General features: G+C 61.6%; 14 protein-coding genes. All 14 read right to left on the bottom strand.

What is annotated here, in order from left to right; all coding sequences use genetic code 11:
* Positions 1-35: 35 nt before the first annotated feature.
* Positions 36-1196, bottom strand: coding sequence for a UDP-4-amino-4,6-dideoxy-N-acetyl-beta-L-altrosamine transaminase (gene pseC, locus ACY4LX_RS09410; RefSeq protein ID WP_463259752.1), 1161 nt, complete (start codon positions 1194-1196; stop codon positions 36-38).
* Positions 1193-2194 carry a UDP-N-acetylglucosamine 4,6-dehydratase (inverting) gene (pseB, locus tag ACY4LX_RS09405; protein WP_463259751.1) on the bottom strand — a complete coding sequence of 334 codons (1002 nt, stop codon included), beginning with the start codon at positions 2192-2194 and terminating at the stop codon, positions 1193-1195. The genes pseC and pseB overlap by 4 nt, the downstream gene beginning before the upstream one ends.
* A gap of 13 nt (positions 2195-2207) precedes the next feature.
* Complete coding sequence (locus tag ACY4LX_RS09400; RefSeq protein ID WP_463259750.1) at positions 2208-5132, bottom strand: TIGR00180 family glycosyltransferase; 2925 nt, start codon at positions 5130-5132, stop codon at positions 2208-2210.
* A gap of 51 nt (positions 5133-5183) precedes the next feature.
* Positions 5184-5912, bottom strand: a complete 729-nt coding sequence (locus ACY4LX_RS09395) for a cephalosporin hydroxylase family protein (RefSeq protein ID WP_463259749.1) — start codon at positions 5910-5912, stop codon at positions 5184-5186.
* A 28-nt stretch (positions 5913-5940) separates the two neighbouring features.
* Positions 5941-6606: a DapH/DapD/GlmU-related protein gene (locus ACY4LX_RS09390; protein ID WP_133839160.1), complete on the bottom strand. Its 666-nt coding sequence runs from the start codon at positions 6604-6606 to the stop codon at positions 5941-5943.
* Complete coding sequence (locus ACY4LX_RS09385) at positions 6603-7724, bottom strand: DegT/DnrJ/EryC1/StrS family aminotransferase (RefSeq protein WP_463259748.1); 1122 nt, start codon at positions 7722-7724, stop codon at positions 6603-6605. Before ACY4LX_RS09385 ends, ACY4LX_RS09390 begins: the two co-directional genes overlap by 4 nt.
* The gene (locus tag ACY4LX_RS09380) at positions 7721-8947 is read right to left on the bottom strand and encodes a methyltransferase domain-containing protein (RefSeq protein WP_463259747.1); all 1227 of its coding nucleotides are present in this window, start codon (positions 8945-8947) and stop codon (positions 7721-7723) included. The genes ACY4LX_RS09385 and ACY4LX_RS09380 overlap by 4 nt, the downstream gene beginning before the upstream one ends.
* Complete coding sequence (locus ACY4LX_RS09375; RefSeq protein WP_463259746.1) at positions 8944-9504, bottom strand: dTDP-4-dehydrorhamnose 3,5-epimerase family protein; 561 nt, start codon at positions 9502-9504, stop codon at positions 8944-8946. The genes ACY4LX_RS09380 and ACY4LX_RS09375 overlap by 4 nt, the downstream gene beginning before the upstream one ends.
* Complete coding sequence (gene rfbG, locus ACY4LX_RS09370) at positions 9501-10583, bottom strand: CDP-glucose 4,6-dehydratase (protein WP_149657046.1); 1083 nt, start codon at positions 10581-10583, stop codon at positions 9501-9503. Before rfbG ends, ACY4LX_RS09375 begins: the two co-directional genes overlap by 4 nt.
* Entirely contained in the window at positions 10565-11338 is a 774-nt protein-coding gene (gene rfbF, locus ACY4LX_RS09365; RefSeq protein ID WP_149657047.1) for a glucose-1-phosphate cytidylyltransferase, read from the bottom strand. The genes rfbG and rfbF overlap by 19 nt, the downstream gene beginning before the upstream one ends.
* 305 nt (positions 11339-11643) lie before the next feature.
* Positions 11644-15240, bottom strand: coding sequence for a glycosyltransferase (locus ACY4LX_RS09360; protein WP_463259745.1), 3597 nt, complete (start codon positions 15238-15240; stop codon positions 11644-11646).
* A 111-nt stretch (positions 15241-15351) separates the two neighbouring features.
* Positions 15352-16926, bottom strand: a complete 1575-nt coding sequence (locus ACY4LX_RS09355) for a flagellar hook-associated protein 3 (RefSeq protein WP_463259744.1) — start codon at positions 16924-16926, stop codon at positions 15352-15354.
* A 13-nt stretch (positions 16927-16939) separates the two neighbouring features.
* Positions 16940-18982 (bottom strand): flagellar hook-associated protein FlgK, encoded by a 2043-nt coding sequence (gene flgK / locus ACY4LX_RS09350; RefSeq protein WP_463259743.1) that lies wholly within the window; start codon positions 18980-18982, stop codon positions 16940-16942.
* 23 nt (positions 18983-19005) lie between these two features.
* Positions 19006-20313, bottom strand: a complete 1308-nt coding sequence (flgJ, locus tag ACY4LX_RS09345; RefSeq protein ID WP_463260576.1) for a flagellar assembly peptidoglycan hydrolase FlgJ — start codon at positions 20311-20313, stop codon at positions 19006-19008.
* Positions 20314-20324 lie beyond the last annotated feature (11 nt).

Here is a 20324-nt window from a genome sequence, read left to right as displayed (position 1 = left end):
ACTAACACCGGGGTGTACACCCGTAGGGGTCGAGGTCATTGTTCGGTCAATCGTCGCAGTTGCTCGACCACGTAGTCCTGTTGTTCATCGCTGAGCAACGGAAACAGCGGCAGGCTGATGGCCTCGGCGTAGTAACGTTCCGCTTCAGGAAAATCGCCTTCAGCAAACCCCAGGTCACGGTAGTAGGGCTGCAAATGCACCGGAATGTAGTGCAGGTTTACGCCGATTCCCGCCGCTCGCAACCCTTCGAAGACCTGCCGATGGCTCAGACTGATGCGATCCAGCTGCAAGCGCACCACATACAGGTGCCACGCCGATTCGGCCTCGGGTTGGGCGCTCGGCAAGGTCAACGGCAAGTACGCCAGCAAGCGGTCGTAACGCGCGGCCAGTTCCCGCCGACGCTCGATAAAGTCATCGAGCCTGTTGAGTTGCGACAGCCCAAGGGCCGCTTGCAAATCAGTGATCCGGTAATTGAAGCCCAGTTCCACTTGCTGGTAATACCAGGGGCCGTGGCTGGGTTCGGTCATCTGCGCCGGGTCCCGGGTCATGCCGTGGCTACGCAAGCGTTGCAGGCGCTCGGCGAGGTCCTGGCGATTGGTCAGGACCATGCCACCCTCGGCGCTGGTGATGATTTTCACCGGATGAAAACTGAACACCGTCATTGCCGCAAATTCACCGCAGCCCACCGGTCGCCCGGCATAGGAGGCGCCGACCGCGTGGGAGGCGTCTTCAATGACCGTGAAGCCGTAACGCTCGGCCAGTGCGGCGATCATCCGCATGTCGCAGCTCTGCCCGGAGAACGCCACCGCCACCAGCACTTTGGGCAGCGTGCCGTTATCCTGCGCCGCTTCCAGTCTGGCTTTCAGGGCGTAGGCATCGAGGTTCCAGGTCAGCGGGTCGATGTCGACGAAGTCCACCTCGGCGCCGCAATAACGGCCGCAATTGGCCGACGCCAAAAAGGTATTGGGCGTGGTCCACAACCGATCGCCCGGCCCAAGCCCCGCCGCCAGGCAAGCGATGTGCAACGCCGCCGTGGCGTTACACACCGCCACCGCGAAATCGGCCTGGCAACGCTCGGCCATGGCCTGCTCGAAACGCTCGATGGTCGGGCCCTGGGTCAGCCAGTCGGACTGCAACACCGCGACCACCGCGTCGATGTCGCTCTGATCCAGGCTTTGCCGACCATAGGGAATCATGCCGGCAACTCCGCGTGCAGATCGGCGATCTGGCGCACCGTGAGGTAATGCGGGTTGGTGTCGGAGCGGTACTCGAAGTCTTCGCTCACCGGTTTGCCCTGCTCGCCCAGTTTGTCCACGGCAAAATCCACGTCGACGCTGGTGAAGCGGATCGACGGCTGGATGGTGTAGTGATCGGCGAACTCCAGGGTCATCCGTGCATCGTCCAGCGGCACCATCAGTTCATGGAGTTTTTCCCCCGGACGAATCCCCACGTGTTTGTGCGGCAAGTGCTCGGCCATGCCCAGCGCCAGATCGACGATGCGAATCGACGGGATCTTGGGCACGAACACTTCACCGCCGTGCATCCGGGCAAAGCTGTCGAGCACGAACTGCACACCGTGATCGAGGGTGATCCAGAAGCGCGTCATGCGCTCGTCGGTGATCGGCAGTTCGGTGGCGCCTTCGTTGATCAGCTTGCTGAAAAACGGCACCACCGAGCCCCGCGAGCCGGCCACGTTGCCGTAGCGCACCACGGCAAACCGCGTCTGTTGCTCGCCGGCAATGTTGTTGGCGGCCACGAACAGTTTGTCCGACAGCAACTTGGTCGCGCCGTACAGGTTGATCGGGCTGGCCGCCTTGTCGGTGGACAGCGCGACCACTTGCTTGACGCCGTTGTCGATGGCGGCGGCAATGATGTTTTCCGCGCCGTTGACGTTGGTCCGAATGCATTCGGTCGGGTTGTATTCGGCGGCCGGCACTTGCTTGAGGGCTGCGGCATGCACCACGTAATCGATGCCGCGCATGGCCTGGCGCAAACGCTCGGCATCGCGCACATCACCGAGGAAGTAGCGCATGCAGGGTGCGTTGAACGTCTGCTGCATCTCGTACTGCTTGAGCTCGTCGCGGGAGAACACCACCACCCGCTTGGGCTGGTATTGCTCCAGCAAGCGGCGGATGAAATTGCGCCCGAACGAACCGGTGCCGCCCGAGATGAAAATCGATTTACCGTTGAACATGCCGTGAATCCTTTTAGACGAGCAACTGCGCCCAGTCGATCGGAGTGCTTTCGCCCAGGGCGAAGCCTTTGCCAGTCAAGGCCAGGTTGGCGTTGTAGGCCGAGTCCTGAGCGAAGTGGGCGGACCATTTTTCACGCAACGCACTCAGGGCCTGCGGCGCCTGCGACAGGTCGCCCGAATGAATCACCTGGACCAGCGGCGTCCACACGGTGAGATAACCCGCCTGCCCGGCCTTGAGGCACAAATCGACATCACTGAAACCGTCGCCGAAGGTCACGTCGTCCAGACCGCCCAAGGCGTCGAACAGGTCTTTGCGCACCATCAGGCACACCTTTGAGACGGCGGAGTAGTTCTGCTCCACCACCAGTCGCTGCATGTAGACGCTGGCGTCGTATTCTTCCCCGACAAAGGCCGAACCGACACCGCCGTTCAAGCCCAGAATCAGACCGGCCTGGGCGATCTTGCGCTCACGATCAATCAACTTGGCACCGACGATACCGACTTCCGGACGTTGGGCATGGTTGAGCAACGACTCGATCCAGTTCGGGTTGACCACTTCAGCGTCAGCGGCCAACAGCACCAGGTACTCGCCCTGAGCCTGCTGACTGGCGGCGTTGCACGCGGCCGCGTCGCTCAAGGGTTGATCCGCAAACAGGACCCGCACCTTGGCGTTCTGCAGCGTGCCCAGCCAATCGTTGACGGCCGCCGACTGATTCGGGTTGGCCGCGATGAGCACTTCATAGCGGGTGTATCGGGTTCTGAGCAACACGCCTTCCAGGCAGCGTTGCAACTCAGGCAGATCATCCCCGGCAGGCACAATGATCGAGACCAGCGGCCGTTCGGTATGGCGGTAATCGATCTGATAGGTGCCCGGCACCGACGATGTGATCTTGGCCTTGTAGCCACGATTGCCCAGGTGTCGCAGCAACGCCTGACGCTCATGCGGGTTTTCTTCCAGCGCGGGTGCCTGGGTGATCAGCAACGGCTCGTCCAGATGCGCCAGACCGCCGAGACCGCCCTGTTCAATGATGCGCAGCAGCACGTCGAATTCCAGCGCCTTGCTGAAATCGGCTTCGTAACCACCGACCTCAAGCAGCACGTCCCGACGAATCAGCCAGTGCCGCGCCATCAGCGCCGGCAGGCTTTGCAGCAGGTCAAGGTTGAAGCCAGGGCGGAACACATCCACCAGCGCACCATTGGCCATTCGCTGGATTTCGTCGGTGGCGACTGCTCGCACATCGGTCGCCGCCATCAGCTCCAGACTGGCGCGCAACAGCCCGCCAGCGGTGAACTCGTCACCCGCTTGCGCCAGCAACAGCCAGTCGCATGCCGACTGCCGGGCGCTCTGGTTGAGCTTGTCGACAAAGTTGCCCTGGGTGACCCGGACAAAGTGCAATGTGTTGTGCCCGGTGGTCGCCGCTGGCGGTTCACCGGTGGTGAAGACCACGATTTTGAAGGCTTTGCCATGCCCCTCGACCAGGCTGTCGAGGGTGACTTGCACCTGGTCGATGTTGTTGTCGAGGTCGAGCACAAAGATGCCGAACTGCGGGCCGCCATCGTTCGCGGCCAGGTGCCGGGCAATTGACTCGGACTGCTCGGCATCGGGCTGTCGCGGCGCCAGCCATTTGAGCAGGCGGCCGGACTGCATCTTGTCAAAGGCCGCTTGTTGCGTATCGACCGATACGGCCTCGAGGCGAGCGAGCCAGTCACGCAGGGTTTGCGCGTCCTCCTCCTCGCCCAGCAGCTCGAGTTGCGCCGCCAGGCGTTTGACCACGGTGCGGTTGAACGCATTGCAGTCATGGGCCATCCACAACCGGTCGACCACACTTTCCGGCGTATCGTTGTTGCGCGCGCGCAGCAAGTGTTCCTGCTGTGTCCACACACCTTCCAGGCCTTGCAACTGGACACGACCGGCCGGCATGGCGTGCATCAGGAATTCGAAGTGCGTCAACTGATCGAAAAACGCCTGATTGTAAAACGGCATTTCGACGTACTGCTTGGGCCCGAAACGACGCTGAGGACCTGGCTCGGCACTCGTCCATGCGGACTCGATGATCAATTCGGCCGTCAGTGCACGCCCCTTTCGCAGGCCATCGGCCATCGCCGCGAAGGTTTGGAGCACGACCTGCGCCCCCTGCTCTGGGTCCTGATCACCCACTTGCGTGGTCAGCCCGGCCAGGAAACCGGCGAAGTCTTCGCGCTCGGCGACCGATTTGGCGTCGGTATAGGCCAGCGAGTGGAAAATCTCGGTCTTGTGGTCGGAGTGCTCGTAGTTGATTTCACGCACGACATAGGGGATTGGCAGAATGCGCGCCTTGCCACGTGCCAGCATGTAATACGTATGGCCGACTTCCTGCCACTGGAAGCTGGTTTGCTCCGGCAGGACTTGATACCAATCATGCAGCAGCGCGGTGCGCTGCACGGCATAGAACGGCGGGAGGTATTGCTCCATGTAATCCCGGGTGCGGGCCTGGGCACATTCCGCCGAATAATCTTCACAGACTTTCTTGTCGCGCCGGTAGTAACTGACGCCATTGGCCAGCGCCAGGTACATCATGCTGTAGCCATGACACAAGGCGTAGTCGGGGTTGGCCATCATGAATTCGGTGGCTTCGTACAACGCGTCATGCACATGGAAGTCATCGTCGGCGGCAAACACCATGAACGGTGTGGTCACTTGCTCGACGCCATACGCCAACTTCGCGCGAATCCCCCAGTAACCGAACTGCGGCAGGTGCTGATAGTCCACGTTCGGGAATTGACCCGCCATGGCTGGATGGGCCTGGGCCGAGGAGTCCAGTACGAGAATCCTGCAGGGCAAGCTGCTGTAAAAACGTACCGCCCGCCGCAGAAAGGCCGGACGTTCGTGAGAGATCAGCACCACGGTCAACTGTTCGTTGAGCGCCAGCCCGTGTTCAGAATTGTTCTTGCCTTGCATAAATGTCCCCACAACCGGTTGTTAGCCGAAAAAACCCGACGATGTTGTTGATTAACGCACGCGACGCAGGTAGCCATCCGGCGCGACGGTGATCAGCAATTTGCTGTGAATGGCCTGGTCGATTTCGAAATCGCGGTTTTCTTCCAGGTAGGCCCACACGGCGGTTTTCGGGTTATCCCCCTTGCCCCACGGACGGTCCGGGAACGCATCTTCCGGCATGTCTTCAACCACGGTGTCCATCACCACGCAGTAGCTGCCCACCGAGACCATCGGCGCATAGGCGCGCAGTTCTTCGAGCACGTGTTCGTGGGTGTGGTTGGAGTCCAGCACCACCAGCACTTTCTTGCCTTCGATGCGCTGGCGAACCTGATCGACGATCGCCGGATCGATGCTCGAGCCCTGGATCATGTCGATGCGCTTGAACATCGGGTGCGCTTCGATCGCTTCACGGTTGTGCTGGCGAATATCGATGTCGATGCCCAGCACTTCGCCATGGCCCATCAGCTCCAGAATCGACGCGTAGAACACCAGGGAACCGCCGTGGGCGATACCGGTTTCGACGATGATGTCCGGGCGCAGCTCCCAGATGATCTCCTGCATGGCGACCATGTCCTGGGGGAACTGGATGATCGGGCGGCCCATCCAGCTGAAGTTGTAGGTGTACTTGTGTTTGGCGGTCGTACTGATCCAGTCCTGCGAGGCGGCTTGCAGGGCTTTGTCTTGTTGCAGGCCTTCGATGTTGTCTTTTACTTCTTCACGAAACTGTTCATGCGGATTCATCACACTCTCCAGAAATGGGCTGCGGCGGTTACTTGAAAACCCGGCCGTCTTGAAAGGAATCAGGGTTGGATTTGAGGACCTTGCCGGGGTTGCCGACGACGACCGCATAATCCGGAACATCTTTGGTGATCACCGCGCCAGCGCCGATCGTGGCCCAGCGGCCGATCCGGGTGCGCGGCAAGATGCTCGCATTGGTGCCGATGAACGTGCCGTCACCGATCTCGCAGCAACCGGAAACGCTCACGCCATGGGCAATGAACACCGAGTTGCCGATGTGGCTTTCATGGCCGATCAACGCGCCCATGTGAATGCTGCTGTTGTCACCAATGGATACTTCGGCCTGCAACATGACGCCATCTTGCAGGTAGTTGCCCAGGCCGATGCGGGTCATGGTCAGGTCGATGTTGGGGTGCAGGAAGTTACCCAGCAGCCCGCCGGCCTCAACGATCTGGCAGGTGGTTTGATAACGGGTGGTCGTGCTGCCGGTGATCAAGTTGACGAAACGCACGTCGTCACCCTTGAGGTCCGCGACGCGGTCCAGGCCACCGACCACCGGCACGCCGTAGTACAACGTGCCTTGCTTGGCCGGGTCGTTGTCCAGAAACGCGAATTCGAGGTTGGGCGTTGCGCGTTGGACCGCCTGGATCATGCGGATCGATTCAGGGTTGGCCGCACCGAGTAGATAGACTTTCACAATTTCCCCTTGCTCATGAGAACACCGCGCACAACCTCGATGACCCGACGCTGATCGGCGTCCGTCATGTCGTGATAGCTCGGCAGGTTGATTGCACGCCCAGGCAACGCGAAGGCCACCGGCGTATTGACAGGTACGTCACAGAACATCGGCAACGACGACAGCGGCCAGAAGAACACCCGGGCGTCGATGTTGGCGGCCTGGAACGCCGCGATCAGGTCTTCGCGGGTGATCCCTGTGGTTTCATCGAACACCACCGTGGGCATCCAGTAACCGTTTTGCGAATGCGCTGGCTGCGGGTTCATCGACACACCCGGCAAACCGACCAGCGCCTGGGCGTAGTTGTCGAAGATCGCACGCTTGCGCTCGATCAGTTCCTCGACGCGCTCGATCTGCGCGCAGCCGACCGCCGCCTGCAAGTTGCTCATCTTGTACTTGTAGCCGACAAAATCCGGCCAGAACTGACGCGTGCTGCCCGCGACGCGGCCATGGTTGGACAGGGTCAGGACGCGCTCGTACAAGGCTTTGTCCGAGCAGACAAAAATCCCGCCCTCACCGGTGGTCATGGTCTTGGTGCCATGAAACGAAAACGCACCAAACGCCCCCAGCGAGCCCGCCGGGCGGCCGCGCCATTGCGAGCCGATGGCTTCGGCGGCGTCCTCGATCACCGGCAGGTCGAATTCCCTGCCGATCTCCAGCAGTGCGTCCATGTCACACAAATTGCCGTAGATATGCACAGCGAGAATGGCTTTGGTCCGCGGGGTAATCGCGCGACGCACCTGCTCCGGGTCCAGGCACCAACTGTCGGGCAACACATCGACGAACACCGGGGTTGCGCCCAGGTACGTGATTGGTGCCGCCGAGGCGATCCAGTTGGTATTGGCCAAGATCACTTCGTCTCCCGCGCCGACGCCCAGTGCCGCCATGCCCATGTGCAAGGCACCCGTGCAGCTGGAGGTGGCAATCGCATAGGGCACGCCCATGTGCTCGGCGAAGGCTTTTTCGAAGCGGGTCAGGTATTCGTAACAGCGCTCGCCCCAACCGTTCTGCACGGCATCGAGGGCGTAACGCGCTTCCAGCTCACCGACACTCGGTTTGGTGTAATGAATTCGGCTCATCGAATAATCAACTCGGGAATGGCGATGACAAAACGACCGTCCCAGGCACGAATGCCGGCAAACGCCTGGGTGATTTCATCCAGCAGGTTCCACGGCAACACCAGCACGTAGTCGGGTTTCTCGATCTCGATGCGTTCGGGCGAGACAATCGGAATGCGACTGCCCGGCAGGTACTTGCCCTGCTTGTGCGGGTTGGCATCGGCGACCCAGGCCAGCAGATCCGGCTTGACCCCGGCGTAGTTGAGCAAGGTGTTGCCCTTGGCGGCGGCGCCATAACCGACGACACGTTTACCGTCGGCCTTGGCCTGCAACAGGAAACGCAGCAGCTCGTGCTTGATGCGTTCGGCGGCGGGCGCCAGGGTCGCGTAGTACTCAGGGGTTTTCACACCCGCCGCGACTTCGGCCTGCAACTGCTGTTGAACCGCTGGCTGGACCTCGCGACGCTGACCATCGGCGCGCTGGACGAACACCCGCAGCGAACCGCCGTGGGTCGACAACTGGCTGACATCGAACACTTCCAGGCCATTGCGCTCGCACAAGGTTTGCACGGCCGTCAGGGACAGGTACGAATAGTGCTCGTGATACAGCGTGTCGAACTGCTGGCCGGCGATCAGCGTCAGCAGTTGCGGAAACTCGAAGGTCGCCACGCCGGTCGGTTTGAGCAGGGTCGCAAAACCGCCGAGGAAATCATTGATGTCCGGGACGTGGGCCAGCACGTTATTGGCGGCCATCAGGTCGGCGGACCAGCCTTCCGTGACCAGTTGCGACGCCGTCTCGCGACCGAAGAACAGTTCACGAATCTCCAGGCCTTTTTCCCGCGCCGCTTGCGCGGTGCTGCGGGTCGGCTCGACACCCAGGCACGGAATGCCGCGCCCGGCGACGTACTGCAACAGGTAACCGTCGTTGGCGGCGATTTCCACCACGCGGCTGTCAGCCGTCAAGCCGAAGCGCTCGACCATCTCCGCCACATAGCGCTCGGCATGGGCCAGCCAGGTGCTGGAGAACGAACTGAAATAGGCGTATTCGGCGTCGAACAGGCTGTCGGCGCTGGTGTAATCCTCGGTTTGTACCAGCCAGCATTGCTGGCACACCGCGACTTTCAGCGGCACCCACTGCTCGGCCTGCTCCAATTGATCGGCGCGTACATAGGCATTGGACGGCGGCGAGGTGCCGAGGTCGATCAGCGGCAAGGCCAGCGGCGTAGCGCAACCACGGCAGTTCATAGACGCACTCCGGCGAAGTGTTCGTCGAGCACGGGATGGCTCGCGTCCCGGGCTGACAGATTATTGACAGGCAACGGCCAGGCAATCGCCAGCCGTGGATCGTTCACCGACACACCGCCCTCATGGGCCGGCGCGTAGTCGGCGCTGTGCAGGTACAGCAACTCGGCGTCATCGGTGAGGGTCTGGAACCCGTGGGCGAACCCGGCCGGGATCAACAGGCTGCGACCGTCACCGGCGCGCAGGTGTTCGGCGTGCCAGTGCAGGAAGGTCTCGGAGTCGGGGCGCAGGTCCACCGCCACATCCCAGACTTCACCGCGCAGGCAAGTGATCAACTTGGCTTCCGGGGCCTCGGCATTCTGGTAATGCAAGCCGCGCACACTGCCGCGCTCGCGGGTGCAGGAATGGTTGATCTGACGGATATGAAACGCCTGGCCGAAGGCGCTCAGGCTGCCCTCGCAGAACAGTCGGGCGAAGTGCCCGCGATCATCTTCAAAGCGTTTGTGCTGCACGCTGAACAAGCCGTTCAGCGGCAATGCTTTCAGTAAAAACTCGCTCACAGTGCGCCTCGGTACAGGTTCAACTGGCTCAGCGTGACGCCGCGCATGTCATCGCCGTTTTGCCACGCCAGATGCCAGTCGAGGGTCTGCGTCAGGCATTGCTGCAACGACCAGCGTGGCTGCCAGCCGAGCAGTTGCCGGGCACGGCTGCTGTCGAGGCGCAACAGGCCGGCTTCATGCAGATCACTCGGTTCGATGCGCAAGCCACGGGCTTGCGGCCAGCGGCTGGCGAGCAGTTCGACCACTTCGCCAACGCTGCACATGTCCGCCTCGCTCGGGCCGAAGTTCCACGCACCAGCGTAGTCCGGGCCTTTCTCGTAAAGCCCGGCCGCCAGTTGCAGGTAACCGGCCAGCGGCTCCAGCGCGTGCTGCCACGGGCGCACGGCTTGCGGGTAGCGCAGGGTCACCGGCTCGTTGGCCGACCAGGCCTTGAGCACGTCCGGGATCAGTCGCTCCGGCGCGAAGTCGCCACCGCCCAGCACGTTGCCGGCACGGGCCGTGGCCAGGGCCAGACCGTGTTCTTCATAACGCTCGGCGGCGAAAAACGACGCGGCATAGGATTGCGCCAGCAATTCGCAGCAGGCCTTGCTGCTGCTGTAGGGATCGTGGCCACCGAGGGCTTCGTCTTCGCGGTACGGCCACAGCCATTCCTTGTTGGCGTAGACCTTGTCGGTCGTCACCAGCACGCAGGCGCGGACGCAGCCAACCTGGCGGATCGCTTCGAGCAGGTTCAGGGTGCCCATGACGTTGCTGGAATAAGTACCCAACGGGTCGCGATACCCTTCACGCACCAGCGGCTGTGCCGCCAGGTGCAAGACAATCTCCGGCTCGGTGTCGGCGATCAGTTCCAGCAAAGCGCCGAGGTCACGCAGGTCGCCCCGCTGATCGTTGATGCCTTCGTGCACGCGCGCCAGTTCGAACAGGCTCGGCTCGGTCGACGGATCCAGGGAAAACCCGCTGACCTCGGCGCCCAGGCTTTGCAGCCACAACGTCAGCCAACTGCCCTTGAAACCGGTGTGCCCGGTGACCAGCACCCGCTTGCCACGCCAGAATTGCGGGCTCAGTCCCATTGCTTCCATGGGGCCTCCCCGCTCTGCCACAGTGCTTCGAGGTGGTTCTTGTCGCGCAGGGTGTCCATCGGTTGCCAGAAGCCGTCGTGCTGGAACGCCATCAACTCACCGCGTTCGGCCAGGCCATCCAGCGGCCCCGACTCCCACGACGTGTCGTCGCCGTCGATCAAGGGCAAGACCTTGGGCGACAGGACAAAGAAGCCGCCATTGATCCAGCCACCATCGCCCCGGGGTTTTTCGGTGAAGCCAAGGACGCGGTCGCCATCGCGATTCAGCGCGCCGTAGCGGCCTGGGGGTTGCACGGCCGTGACGGTCGCGAGCTTGCCGTGTTCAAGGTGGAAGTCCACCAGGGCCCCGATGTTCAGGTCCGAGACACCGTCGCCGTAAGTAAAACAGAAGGCCTGCTCGTCTTCGACGTAACGCCGGGCGCGGCGCAAACGGCCGCCCGTCATGGTGTCTTCGCCAGTATCAATCAGCGTGACGCGCCATGGCTCGCTGTAGTTCTGGTGCACATCCATGCGGTTGTTGCACATGTCGAAGGTGACGTCAGAGGTGTGCAGGAAATAGTTGGCGAAGAAGTCCTTGATCGCGTAGCCCTTGTAACCCAGGCAAATCACGAAATCGTGGATACCGTGGGCGGAGTACTGCTTCATGATGTGCCAGAGAATTGGCTTGCCGCCGATCTCGATCATCGGTTTGGGTTTGAGGTGCGACTCTTCACTGATGCGAGTGCCCAGTCCGCCCGCCAAAATAACTGCCTTCATCCTCTTCCCCTCTTGTTCGTCACAGGGCCCGGCCACGCTGTATCAAGCGTTGGCGGGCCATCTGGATAAAACGCTGAACGCCGCGCCTGGCACCGCCGGCAACGCCGCCAGTGCTCTTTTTATGGCGATATGGAGGGGGACTTGCAGGAAACGCGCCAGCTCTTTCAATCGCCTAATGCCAGTCAGGCAAGCGAAGGGATTGGCGATAAACAACCTGTGGCGAGGGAGTCGGGCACCTCGATATCACAGGCAACAAAAAGGCGACTCGAAAGTCGCCTGTTTTGGAAATGGCATCGGCAAAACGATCAGTCCGCCAGCCAGCCATTCTCCCAATAACGCAGGTTGTCCCCACGCAACACGTAGTCACGCAGGACCACCTCGCGCAACTCATCGCCCATGCGATAGCTGGCATCCGGGTCGGCCAGGTGCATGCGGATCGCTTGCAGCCATTCGTCCGTGGAGTTGGTCTTGACCCGGGTGCACGGCAGGTAACCGCGATAGGCCTCGGTGTCGGTGCAGATCACCGGGTAGCCGCACGCGCCGTACTCCAGCAGGCGCAGGTTGCTCTTGCAGTCGTTGAAGATGTGAAACTCAAGCGGCGCCAGGGCCAGGTCGAGGTTCAGGCTGGCGAGTTTGGCCGGGTAGATATCCAGCGCGATCACGCCGTGGAACTCATGCATGAACGGCAGCAAGTCATCCGGGCACATGCCGAAGAACACCCAGTCGACTTCATTGGCCAGTTCGCGCACCACATCGGCAATGATCGCCAGGTCACCGTGGTGACTGGTGCCGCCGCCCCAGCCGACGCGAGGTTTTTTAGAGGTCCGGCGCTGACTGTGCAGGTCACTCCACAAGTGCTTGGCAAGCATGTTCGGGACCACGCGAATGTCATGGTGCATGTCCGACAGCGCATTACCCAGCGGCTCGGTCGACACCACGACGCGGTCGCACATGCCGATGGCACGCCGGACCAGTTTTTCCATGTCGTCCTTGCCCGGCATGTTGCGAATATGCGCGTTGCGGTGTGGAACATTGATGACGTAGTCATCCAGCTCATAAATGCGGCGGGCACTGGAGTACTTTTGCAGGGCCGGGATTTCTTTGATCGAGGCCTCGGAATAGCGCCCCTGCAAGACGATCACGTCAGGTGACTGACGCTCGATTTCAATAATCGATGGCAAGTTGTAGTGGATGCAGCCTTGCGCCCTGCCCGCCGCTTCCAGCTCGATCAAGGGCTGGGTCACTCGGTAGTGACCGATGGCAGAGGAGTTGGCCGGCACCGCCAGCACCCGTGGCAGTTGGGGCTTGGTAAACGGACTCCAGCCGCTGCGCAGGCCCGGGTCGAGACTGAAACTGGTCCCGGTCGGACCGTTCAATGCCAGGTTGGTGTTATAGGCCGGATCCCGCGCAACCAAGGGGAGCCAGCGCTTATAAAACACTTCCTGCTCCTGGCTGCGCAACGCGTCATCCGAGGCCTGCGCCGCCACGGCCGGCTGGACGCCCAACGCCAATCGGGCAAACGGCGTCCAGACCACCAGGTAACCGTCGCGACCGACACGCAGGCACAGGTCGACATCACTGAGCGATAGCGCAAGGTTCTGCTCGTCCAGACCACCGACCGCGTCAAAAATGCTTTTGCGGATCATCAGGCAATCGCTGCCGACCGCGCTTAAATCGTGAGCGGCCTGCAACCGGTACATGTACCCCGACGCGTGCACCGGCTCACCGTGAAACGGCACACCGGCGGGCCCTTGCAGACCCAGGATCAGGCCGGCGTGCAACACGCGACCATCCGGGTTGAACAACTTGGCACCGACCACGCCGACTTCCGGACGTTGCGCGTGATTGAGCAGCTCACTCAGCCAGTCGCCGTCGACGATCACCGTGTAAGGGTTGAGCAGCAGGACATAGTCGCCCCGGGCCTGTTCGACGGCGAAGTTGCGCACTGCGGCGCCATTGCCCTGGGCCGGATAGCTGAGCACACGGACCCGCTCACCGCCCAGCTGCGCCATGCCGGCCAGCCATTCCCGAGCCTCGACACTCTCGCTGCCGTTGTCCACCAGCAGCAGTTCATATTCGCTGTAGAGGGTCTTTTCCAGCAGGCTTTCAATACAGCGCTGCAAGGCCATGACATGGTCCTTGCAGACGATGATGATCGATACCAGCGGCCGAGCCACATGCTGATAATCGACCCGATTGAGCAGCGCCGAGCTACCGCTGCGAATGCCATGGGCGATCCCCAGCCGATCCAGGTGAGCTTCGAGCACCAGCGGGTTGGTGTCGACCACTTCGGGCAGTGACAGCCACTTCGCCAGGTCGAACGTCGATTCCAGCAAGACCTCGGCCACATGGCCGATCACCTGCGGGCCTTTATGCTCGACCATGCGCCAGAGCACATCGTGGGGAGCCAACTCGCCGTAACTGGAATGAAAACCGCCCAGGGCCAGGAAACCTTCGCGCTCGAACGCCAGGGCCCTGCCGACGTAGGGGTAGCTGCGCATGAGGTCCAGGTTAAAGTCGGGCTTGAACGCCGGACTGGCAGACTCACCCTGCAGCAAACTGCCTTCGTCGCTGTACAGGCACGTCAGCGCGGGCGTGAGGGCAATTCGCTCCGCCATCGCCAGCAAGGCCGGCGGAATCAGACGGTCGCCCGCACGCAGCAGATAGAACCAGTCAGCCCCGTCGAGTTGCGGCAGCAGATCATTGACTTGCTGCTGCCAGTCATCTTGCAGTGGCAAGCGGAACACCCGCCCATCCAGTTCAGCCTCGGTGCAGGAGGTGGACAGCACCAGGGTCAGTTCGGGTGCGTAATCCTGCGCAGCCAACGACTCCAAGGTGAACTCAAGGGCCGAGCGGCTGCCGAGGCTATCGACAATGATCGGGACGATTTTAGGGTTGTACGGCCAACTCGCCAGGGCATCCGGCAACTGCTTGCGCTGACCGTCAGTCAAGGTACGACAGGACAGCCACTGCGCATACAGCTCGGAAAAACTGACGCTGTTGACGCCGACATGCCACTCCTGATTGCTCTGCTTGGTGCCCAGGGTTCGGCTCAGGGGCAACTCTTCCCAGACACGCGGCAACTCGTCGGCCTTGGTCAGTGGCAGGTAGCGCACCCAGCCGGGGGCCGGCGCCGATTCGCCGCTGCGCGCCTTGAGCATCTGCAAGACCCACTGGCGCTCGACTTCCAGGGCATCCTTCATCGGTTGCTGGCCACTCAAGCGCTCTGGATACAGGCGTTCGACACTCAGCACGTGATTGGAGACCACGACGTTGCCACGGCGCAGCAGGCACACATACAAGGCAAAATCGAGGCTCGCGACAAAGCAGTGACCGGCCTGGGTCAGGGCTGGCAACAACTCCAGCACATCGCGACGACGGAACAGCGCATTGCTGAAACCACCAAGGATATTGACCGGGAAGTTCTCGAAAATCGCCAGCAGGTCCTCGCCCTTGAACAACCCGCACAACGGGGACAGCGGCGTATTTTCAAGCCGCGAAGGCAGGGCCAGATCATCGGCATCCCAGAACAGGCGCTGGGCCAATACCAGATTGACCTCTTCAAGATGGGCGAGCACGTGGGCCTGACGCTCGATACAGGTCGAGAACAGCTGATCATCGTCACACAGAAATTTGATGAACTCGCCTTGCGCTTCCTCCAGACACTGCGCCAGGTTACCCACCAGCCCCAGGGTCCGCGGGTTACGCACGTAGCGCGCCGCCACGCCGGTCTGCTCGCTCAGCGAGGTGACAATGTCCTCGATCTCATGACCGCGACTGTCGTCGCAGACGATGATTTCGAGATTGCCGTAGCCCTGGCTCATGGCACTGCGCAACGCCCGTTCGAAGAAGCGCGGGTTGAAGGCAGGAATGACCAGGCTGACAAGGGGGAGTGAATTCACGGCGGGCTCACAGGCGGTGCGAGCCCGCTCAGGAAAGCGAGCCCTTGAAACCGCTAAAAGACGATGACTATTGAAGGGTCAGGCTAACGGGCGCTTGCGCGCCCGACACCGTTAGATCTTGTTGAACAGACCCAGCGAGGAGATCTTGCTGAACGCCAGTTGCGCCGCTTGCAGCATGGTTTGCTGCAAGGTCAGGCGGGTCATGACTTCGGCAGGGTCGGAATCGCGAATCGCCCCCTGGGTCGTGGTGTTCGCCATGCTCAGGCTTGAGTTGGTCGAGCTTTGAGTGTCCAGGGTCTGACCGCGGGCACCAATCGAGGTGACGGCAGTACCGATCTGATTGCTGGCGCTGTCGAGGTTACCGAGGGCCGCTTCCATGGCGCCTTGAAACTGCTGCTTGGCGACGTCATTACCGTCGATCGGCGCCGTCATGGCGTTCATCATCTTGCCCAGTGTGTCGAGCACGTTCTGGGTCTGGTGATTGTTGGGCTGGACCACGAACTGATCACCCGCTGCCGGGGCACCGCCGCCCAGCGCGAAGGTCACGCCCGCAGCGGTGGCATTGCTGCCGGCCACGGTGCCGGACGACACCGGCCGGCTGTCGGCGGTGACCGGCGCGGCATACAGGTCGAAGGCCGTGGCGCTGGTGAACTTGAGGATCGCCCCGCCCGCCGGGAAGGCACTGTTGTAGGCCGTCGGGTCGGTGATGGTGGCACCGGTGACGACCGCGGTCGACGCGTTGCCCGGGCTGCGCGAGGTGTTAAACGTGTCCGCCGTGGCCGACAACTTGAAGGTGTGACCGGCGATAGCGGCATCCGGGTTGGCGGCATCACCCGCCTTGAGGTTGATGTTCAGTTGCAGATCAACGCCACGGAAACTGATCTGCTGATTAGCGCCGTTGCTGTTGCTGATCACGCCGCTCTTGCTGGCTTCGGCGGTGACGTCGTTGCCCAGGGCGTCGGTGATTTTCAGCTGGGTGCTGCTCAGGAAACTGACGGTGTACGGCTCGCCACCGGTAAATTTGGCGTTGTAGGTCGCTGCAGTGCCGACCGTACCGTTGGACAGAACCACGCGACCGTCATCCACCGCCGGAGCGGTCATGTTGGTCTGGGTGCGGCTGGTGTTGATGGTCTGCTGGAACGCGTCCCAACCCGTGGTGTTGGTGGCAACCGTCATGCCGTCGCCAACGCCCAGGTTGATGCTGGTCTGGTTGCCGTTGTAGCTGTAGGTACCGTCGGAATTCTGCGAGTAAGGCGCGGTGTCGGTCTTCGAGCCGGAAAACAGGTAGTTGCCGTCCGCATCCTTGGAGTTCATCAGGCCCAAAACTTGTGACTGAATCTGGCCGAGCTCCGCCGCATAGGCCTTGCGATCCGAGTCGGTAGCAATACCGTTGTTCGCGGCGAGGCCGAGTTCCTTGGCGCGTTGCAACGCCGTGCCGATGGACGACAGGGTGGTTTCCTGAAGGCTCAGCGCGCTCTTGGTGCTGCTGATGTTGGTGGTGTACTGCTCAAGATCCGCGCTCTGCTGGCCGAGGGAGAGCAAACGCCCTGCACCGATCGGATCATCGGAGGCGGTGTTGATGCGTTGCAGGCTACTGGCTTCAGCACTGGTGGCAATGGCGTTGTTGAAGTTGCGCTGATAGTTGGCAGCGGTTGTTTCGTAATACTGGGCGGTAGCAATGCGCATGAATTACGACTCCTTAAAGGCTGTTGATCAGCGTGCTGAAAGTTTCCTGCGCCGCTTTGATGATCTGCGACGAGGCGGTGTAGTACTGCTGGTATTTGACCAGGTTGCCGGTTTCTTCATCCAGGTTGACCCCGGAGAGCGAATCACGCGCGCCCTTGGCCTGGGTCAGGATCGCCGAGGTGGCAGCGGCGTCGGACTTGCCCTGGGCAGCCTGGGTACCGACGTTGGTCACCAGTTTGCTGTAGGCGTCGGTCAGGCTGATGCCCTTGCTCGCCGAACCGGTATCCACGGTTTGTTTGGTTTGCAGCGCTACCAGGGATTGCGCGTTGCGGTTGTCCGAGGAGGACGCGCCGGTCAGGGAAATCGTGAAGCTTTCGTTGGCCTTCGGCGTACCGCCTACGGTGGTCTGCACGGTGAAGGTTTTCTGCGCCGGCGGGGTGCCGCCGTCCATGATCGCGTTGCCGCTGGCGTCGACCATGCCCACTTTCAGGTTCAGGGTGTTGCTCTGGCCCGGCACGATGGTGCCGCTACCCAACGGGTTACCTTGGGCGTCGCTCAGGGTGTAAGTCTGGCTGCCACCGCTGGCGGCACCGAACGACAGTTTGACCGGGGTCGAGTTTTTCAGCGCCGACTGCAATTCCGCCTGGGACGCCGGGTTGTAGATGTCCAGGGTGCTGCTGAGCGTTGGCTGGGTGTAGGTGCCGCCGTTAGCCGCGCTGGTGACGCCGGTTAACGGAGCGGCCGCCGCGATCTTTTTCGGGTCGCTCAGTACCATCTGAATGCTGGCTGCGGCACCGCGAGTCGGGGTTATCTTGAAGCTGTCACCGGCGCTCAAGGCACCGCCGTTCAGCGACAGGGTGAAACCGTCGATCACTGGGGGCGGCGTGGTCCCGGTGTTGAACGAGCCCATATCGGTACCGTCGGAACGCTTGACGCTGTACGCGGTGGGACTGGTGAACGTCACCGAATAATCGCTGGTGGTCAGCTTGCCGGTGTCCTTGATGGTGACATCGAGGTTGCCGGAACCGGCACTGTTGCTCGCATTGCCGATGCTGCGCTGACTGATCAGCGCGGCACTGTTGATGTTGTTGAAAATGGCCGCGCCGAAATCGCCGTTCTTGTCGATGCCTTGCGCTTGCTGGCTGTTCATCTGGTCCGCAATCACCAACGCCACACGCCCCAACTCATTGAGCGACGGGTCGAGTACTTCCTTGCGGTAGGTCAGCAGGCCGCCGATTTCGCCACCGCTGATCACTGACGTGATGTCGATGGTGCTGGAGCCGCGGTTCATCTGCAGGCCCATGCGCGTCGGGTCGTCCTTGCTCGGGGCGGTTTCCAGGGTATTGGTGGTGTTGCCCATCACCAATGGCTGGCCGCTGCCGACATAGATGTCGTAGCTGGTACCGCGCTCGACGACTTGCGCACCGGTCAACTCGGACAGTTGGCGCACCGCTTCGTTACGGGAATCGAGCAAGTCGTTTGGCTGGCCGCCACTGGTGGAGACTTCGCCGATCTTCTGGTTCAGGCCGGCAATTGTGGTAGCCAGCTTGTTTACCTGGGCCGCCATGTCAGCGAGGCTGCCATTGATGGTGGTGTTCTGGTCGCTCAACTGCTTGGCAATGGTATTGAAACGATTGCTCAACGCCTGGGCACCGGTCAGCACCGACTGACGGGACGTATCGTCGGTCGCCGAGGTCGAGACACCCTGCATCGAGGTGAAGAATTTCTGCAACACGCCGGTCAGGCCGGTGTTGACGTCCGACAGCGACGCATCCAGCGGCGTGGCCTGGGCCTGGAACGAAGCGGCTTCGCTGTTGAGCGAAGTGGCGGTCTGCAACTGGGAATCGAGGTAGGCGTTGTACACCCGGCGCACATCCGCCAGGGTCGTGCCAGTGCCGATGAAAACATTCCCGTACTGCTGCGAGGCCTTGGTGCCCTGCACGGTTTGCTGACGCGAGTAACCGGCGGTGTCGACGTTGGCAATGTTGTTGCCCGTGACAGCCAAAGAGGATTGGCTAGCCGCCAGACCCGACATCCCGATATTGAGCAAACTCATGGTTCAGACCTTATGCCTTGTGCCTATAAAGGCGTGGTGGTAGCGCCCGCCGCAGCGTAGTTTTGGTAACTCGTCATCTGCTTGGCTATCTGCGAAATCTTGTTGGCGTAGTTCGGGTCGGTTGCATAACCGGCCTTTTGCAACTCGCGCACAAACTGTTCTGGGTTATCGGCCGACTTCACCACATCTTGATAGCGATTATTGGATTGCAGCAACGTCACAAGGTCGTGGAAGCTGTCCTTGTATGAGGCATAGGAGCGGAACTCCGCCGTCTCCTTGACCATCGCGCCATCCCTGAATTCGCTGGTGATTGCCCGTGCCGAATCGCCCTTCCAACTGCTGCCGGTCTTGATGCCGAACAGGTTGTGACTGCTGCTGCCATCCTGAGCGCGCATGACCGATTTGCCCCAACCGGTTTCCAGGGCGGCCTGGGCCACCAGGTAACGCGGATCGACGCCGATGCGGTCGGCGGCTTCCTTGGCCATCGGCAACATGGTGTTGACGAATTCGTCGGCGGAACTGAACGCTTTCTTCGCCGGCGCCAACGGAATCTGCGCCATGGCACGGCCGTAAATCTGCATCTGCCCGCCCGACGCCGATGCGGTCGCCGAGGCCAGCCAATCGCCGTTGTACAGCGGGCCGGCGCCGGTCGTCATGGCCGTGGCGCGCTCTGGCAATACATTCTTGAGGGTCGTTGCCACAGACGTGGAGGCGGTCGCGATGGACGGCACCAGGCCGGCGAGCAAGCGGTCGGCCAGTTTCGGCGGCAAGGCCAGGCGCCGCTGGTTGAGCAGCGCCACGTCATTGCTGTGAGCGGCGGTCGCCGTCGGCGCCTTGACCCCGCGCGAAGCCCACAACGGACGCTCGCCATTGAGGCGCGACAACGGACCATTGGTGGCAGTTGTGCCGGCGGCCACCGGCGTGATGATCGCCTCGGCCTTGGCTTTCGCCGCGTCCTGCTTGGCTGCCGAGTTGGCAGCGGCTTCACCCGGCGCCAGCGGTTTGTTCTTCGACATCTGGCGCAACAACACGTCCGCCAGACCAATACCGCCGCCCTCGCGGGACATGGAAACGGCCAACTGCTGGTCGGACATTTCCTGGTATTGCTTGGCGGCTGGCGTGTTGAGCGGATTGTCCTTGCCCAACTCGTCAGTGGCGGAGCGCATGGACTTGAGCATTTCACCGAGGAACAGCGATTCGAATTCCTGCGCAACTTTACGCATGTTGCCTTCGCTGTTCTTGTCGCCGACTTTCAGTTGGTTCAGGCGGTTAAGGTCCGAGTACGAACCCGAATCGCCGGTGCCAACCAAAGCGCCTTTGCGCATATCCATCATGGTCGTCG

Source organism: Pseudomonas sp. Emmai (assembly GCF_055179735.1).
The sequence above is the reverse complement of the archived record's forward strand: the minus strand, read 5'-3'. Positions and strand labels throughout refer to the sequence as shown.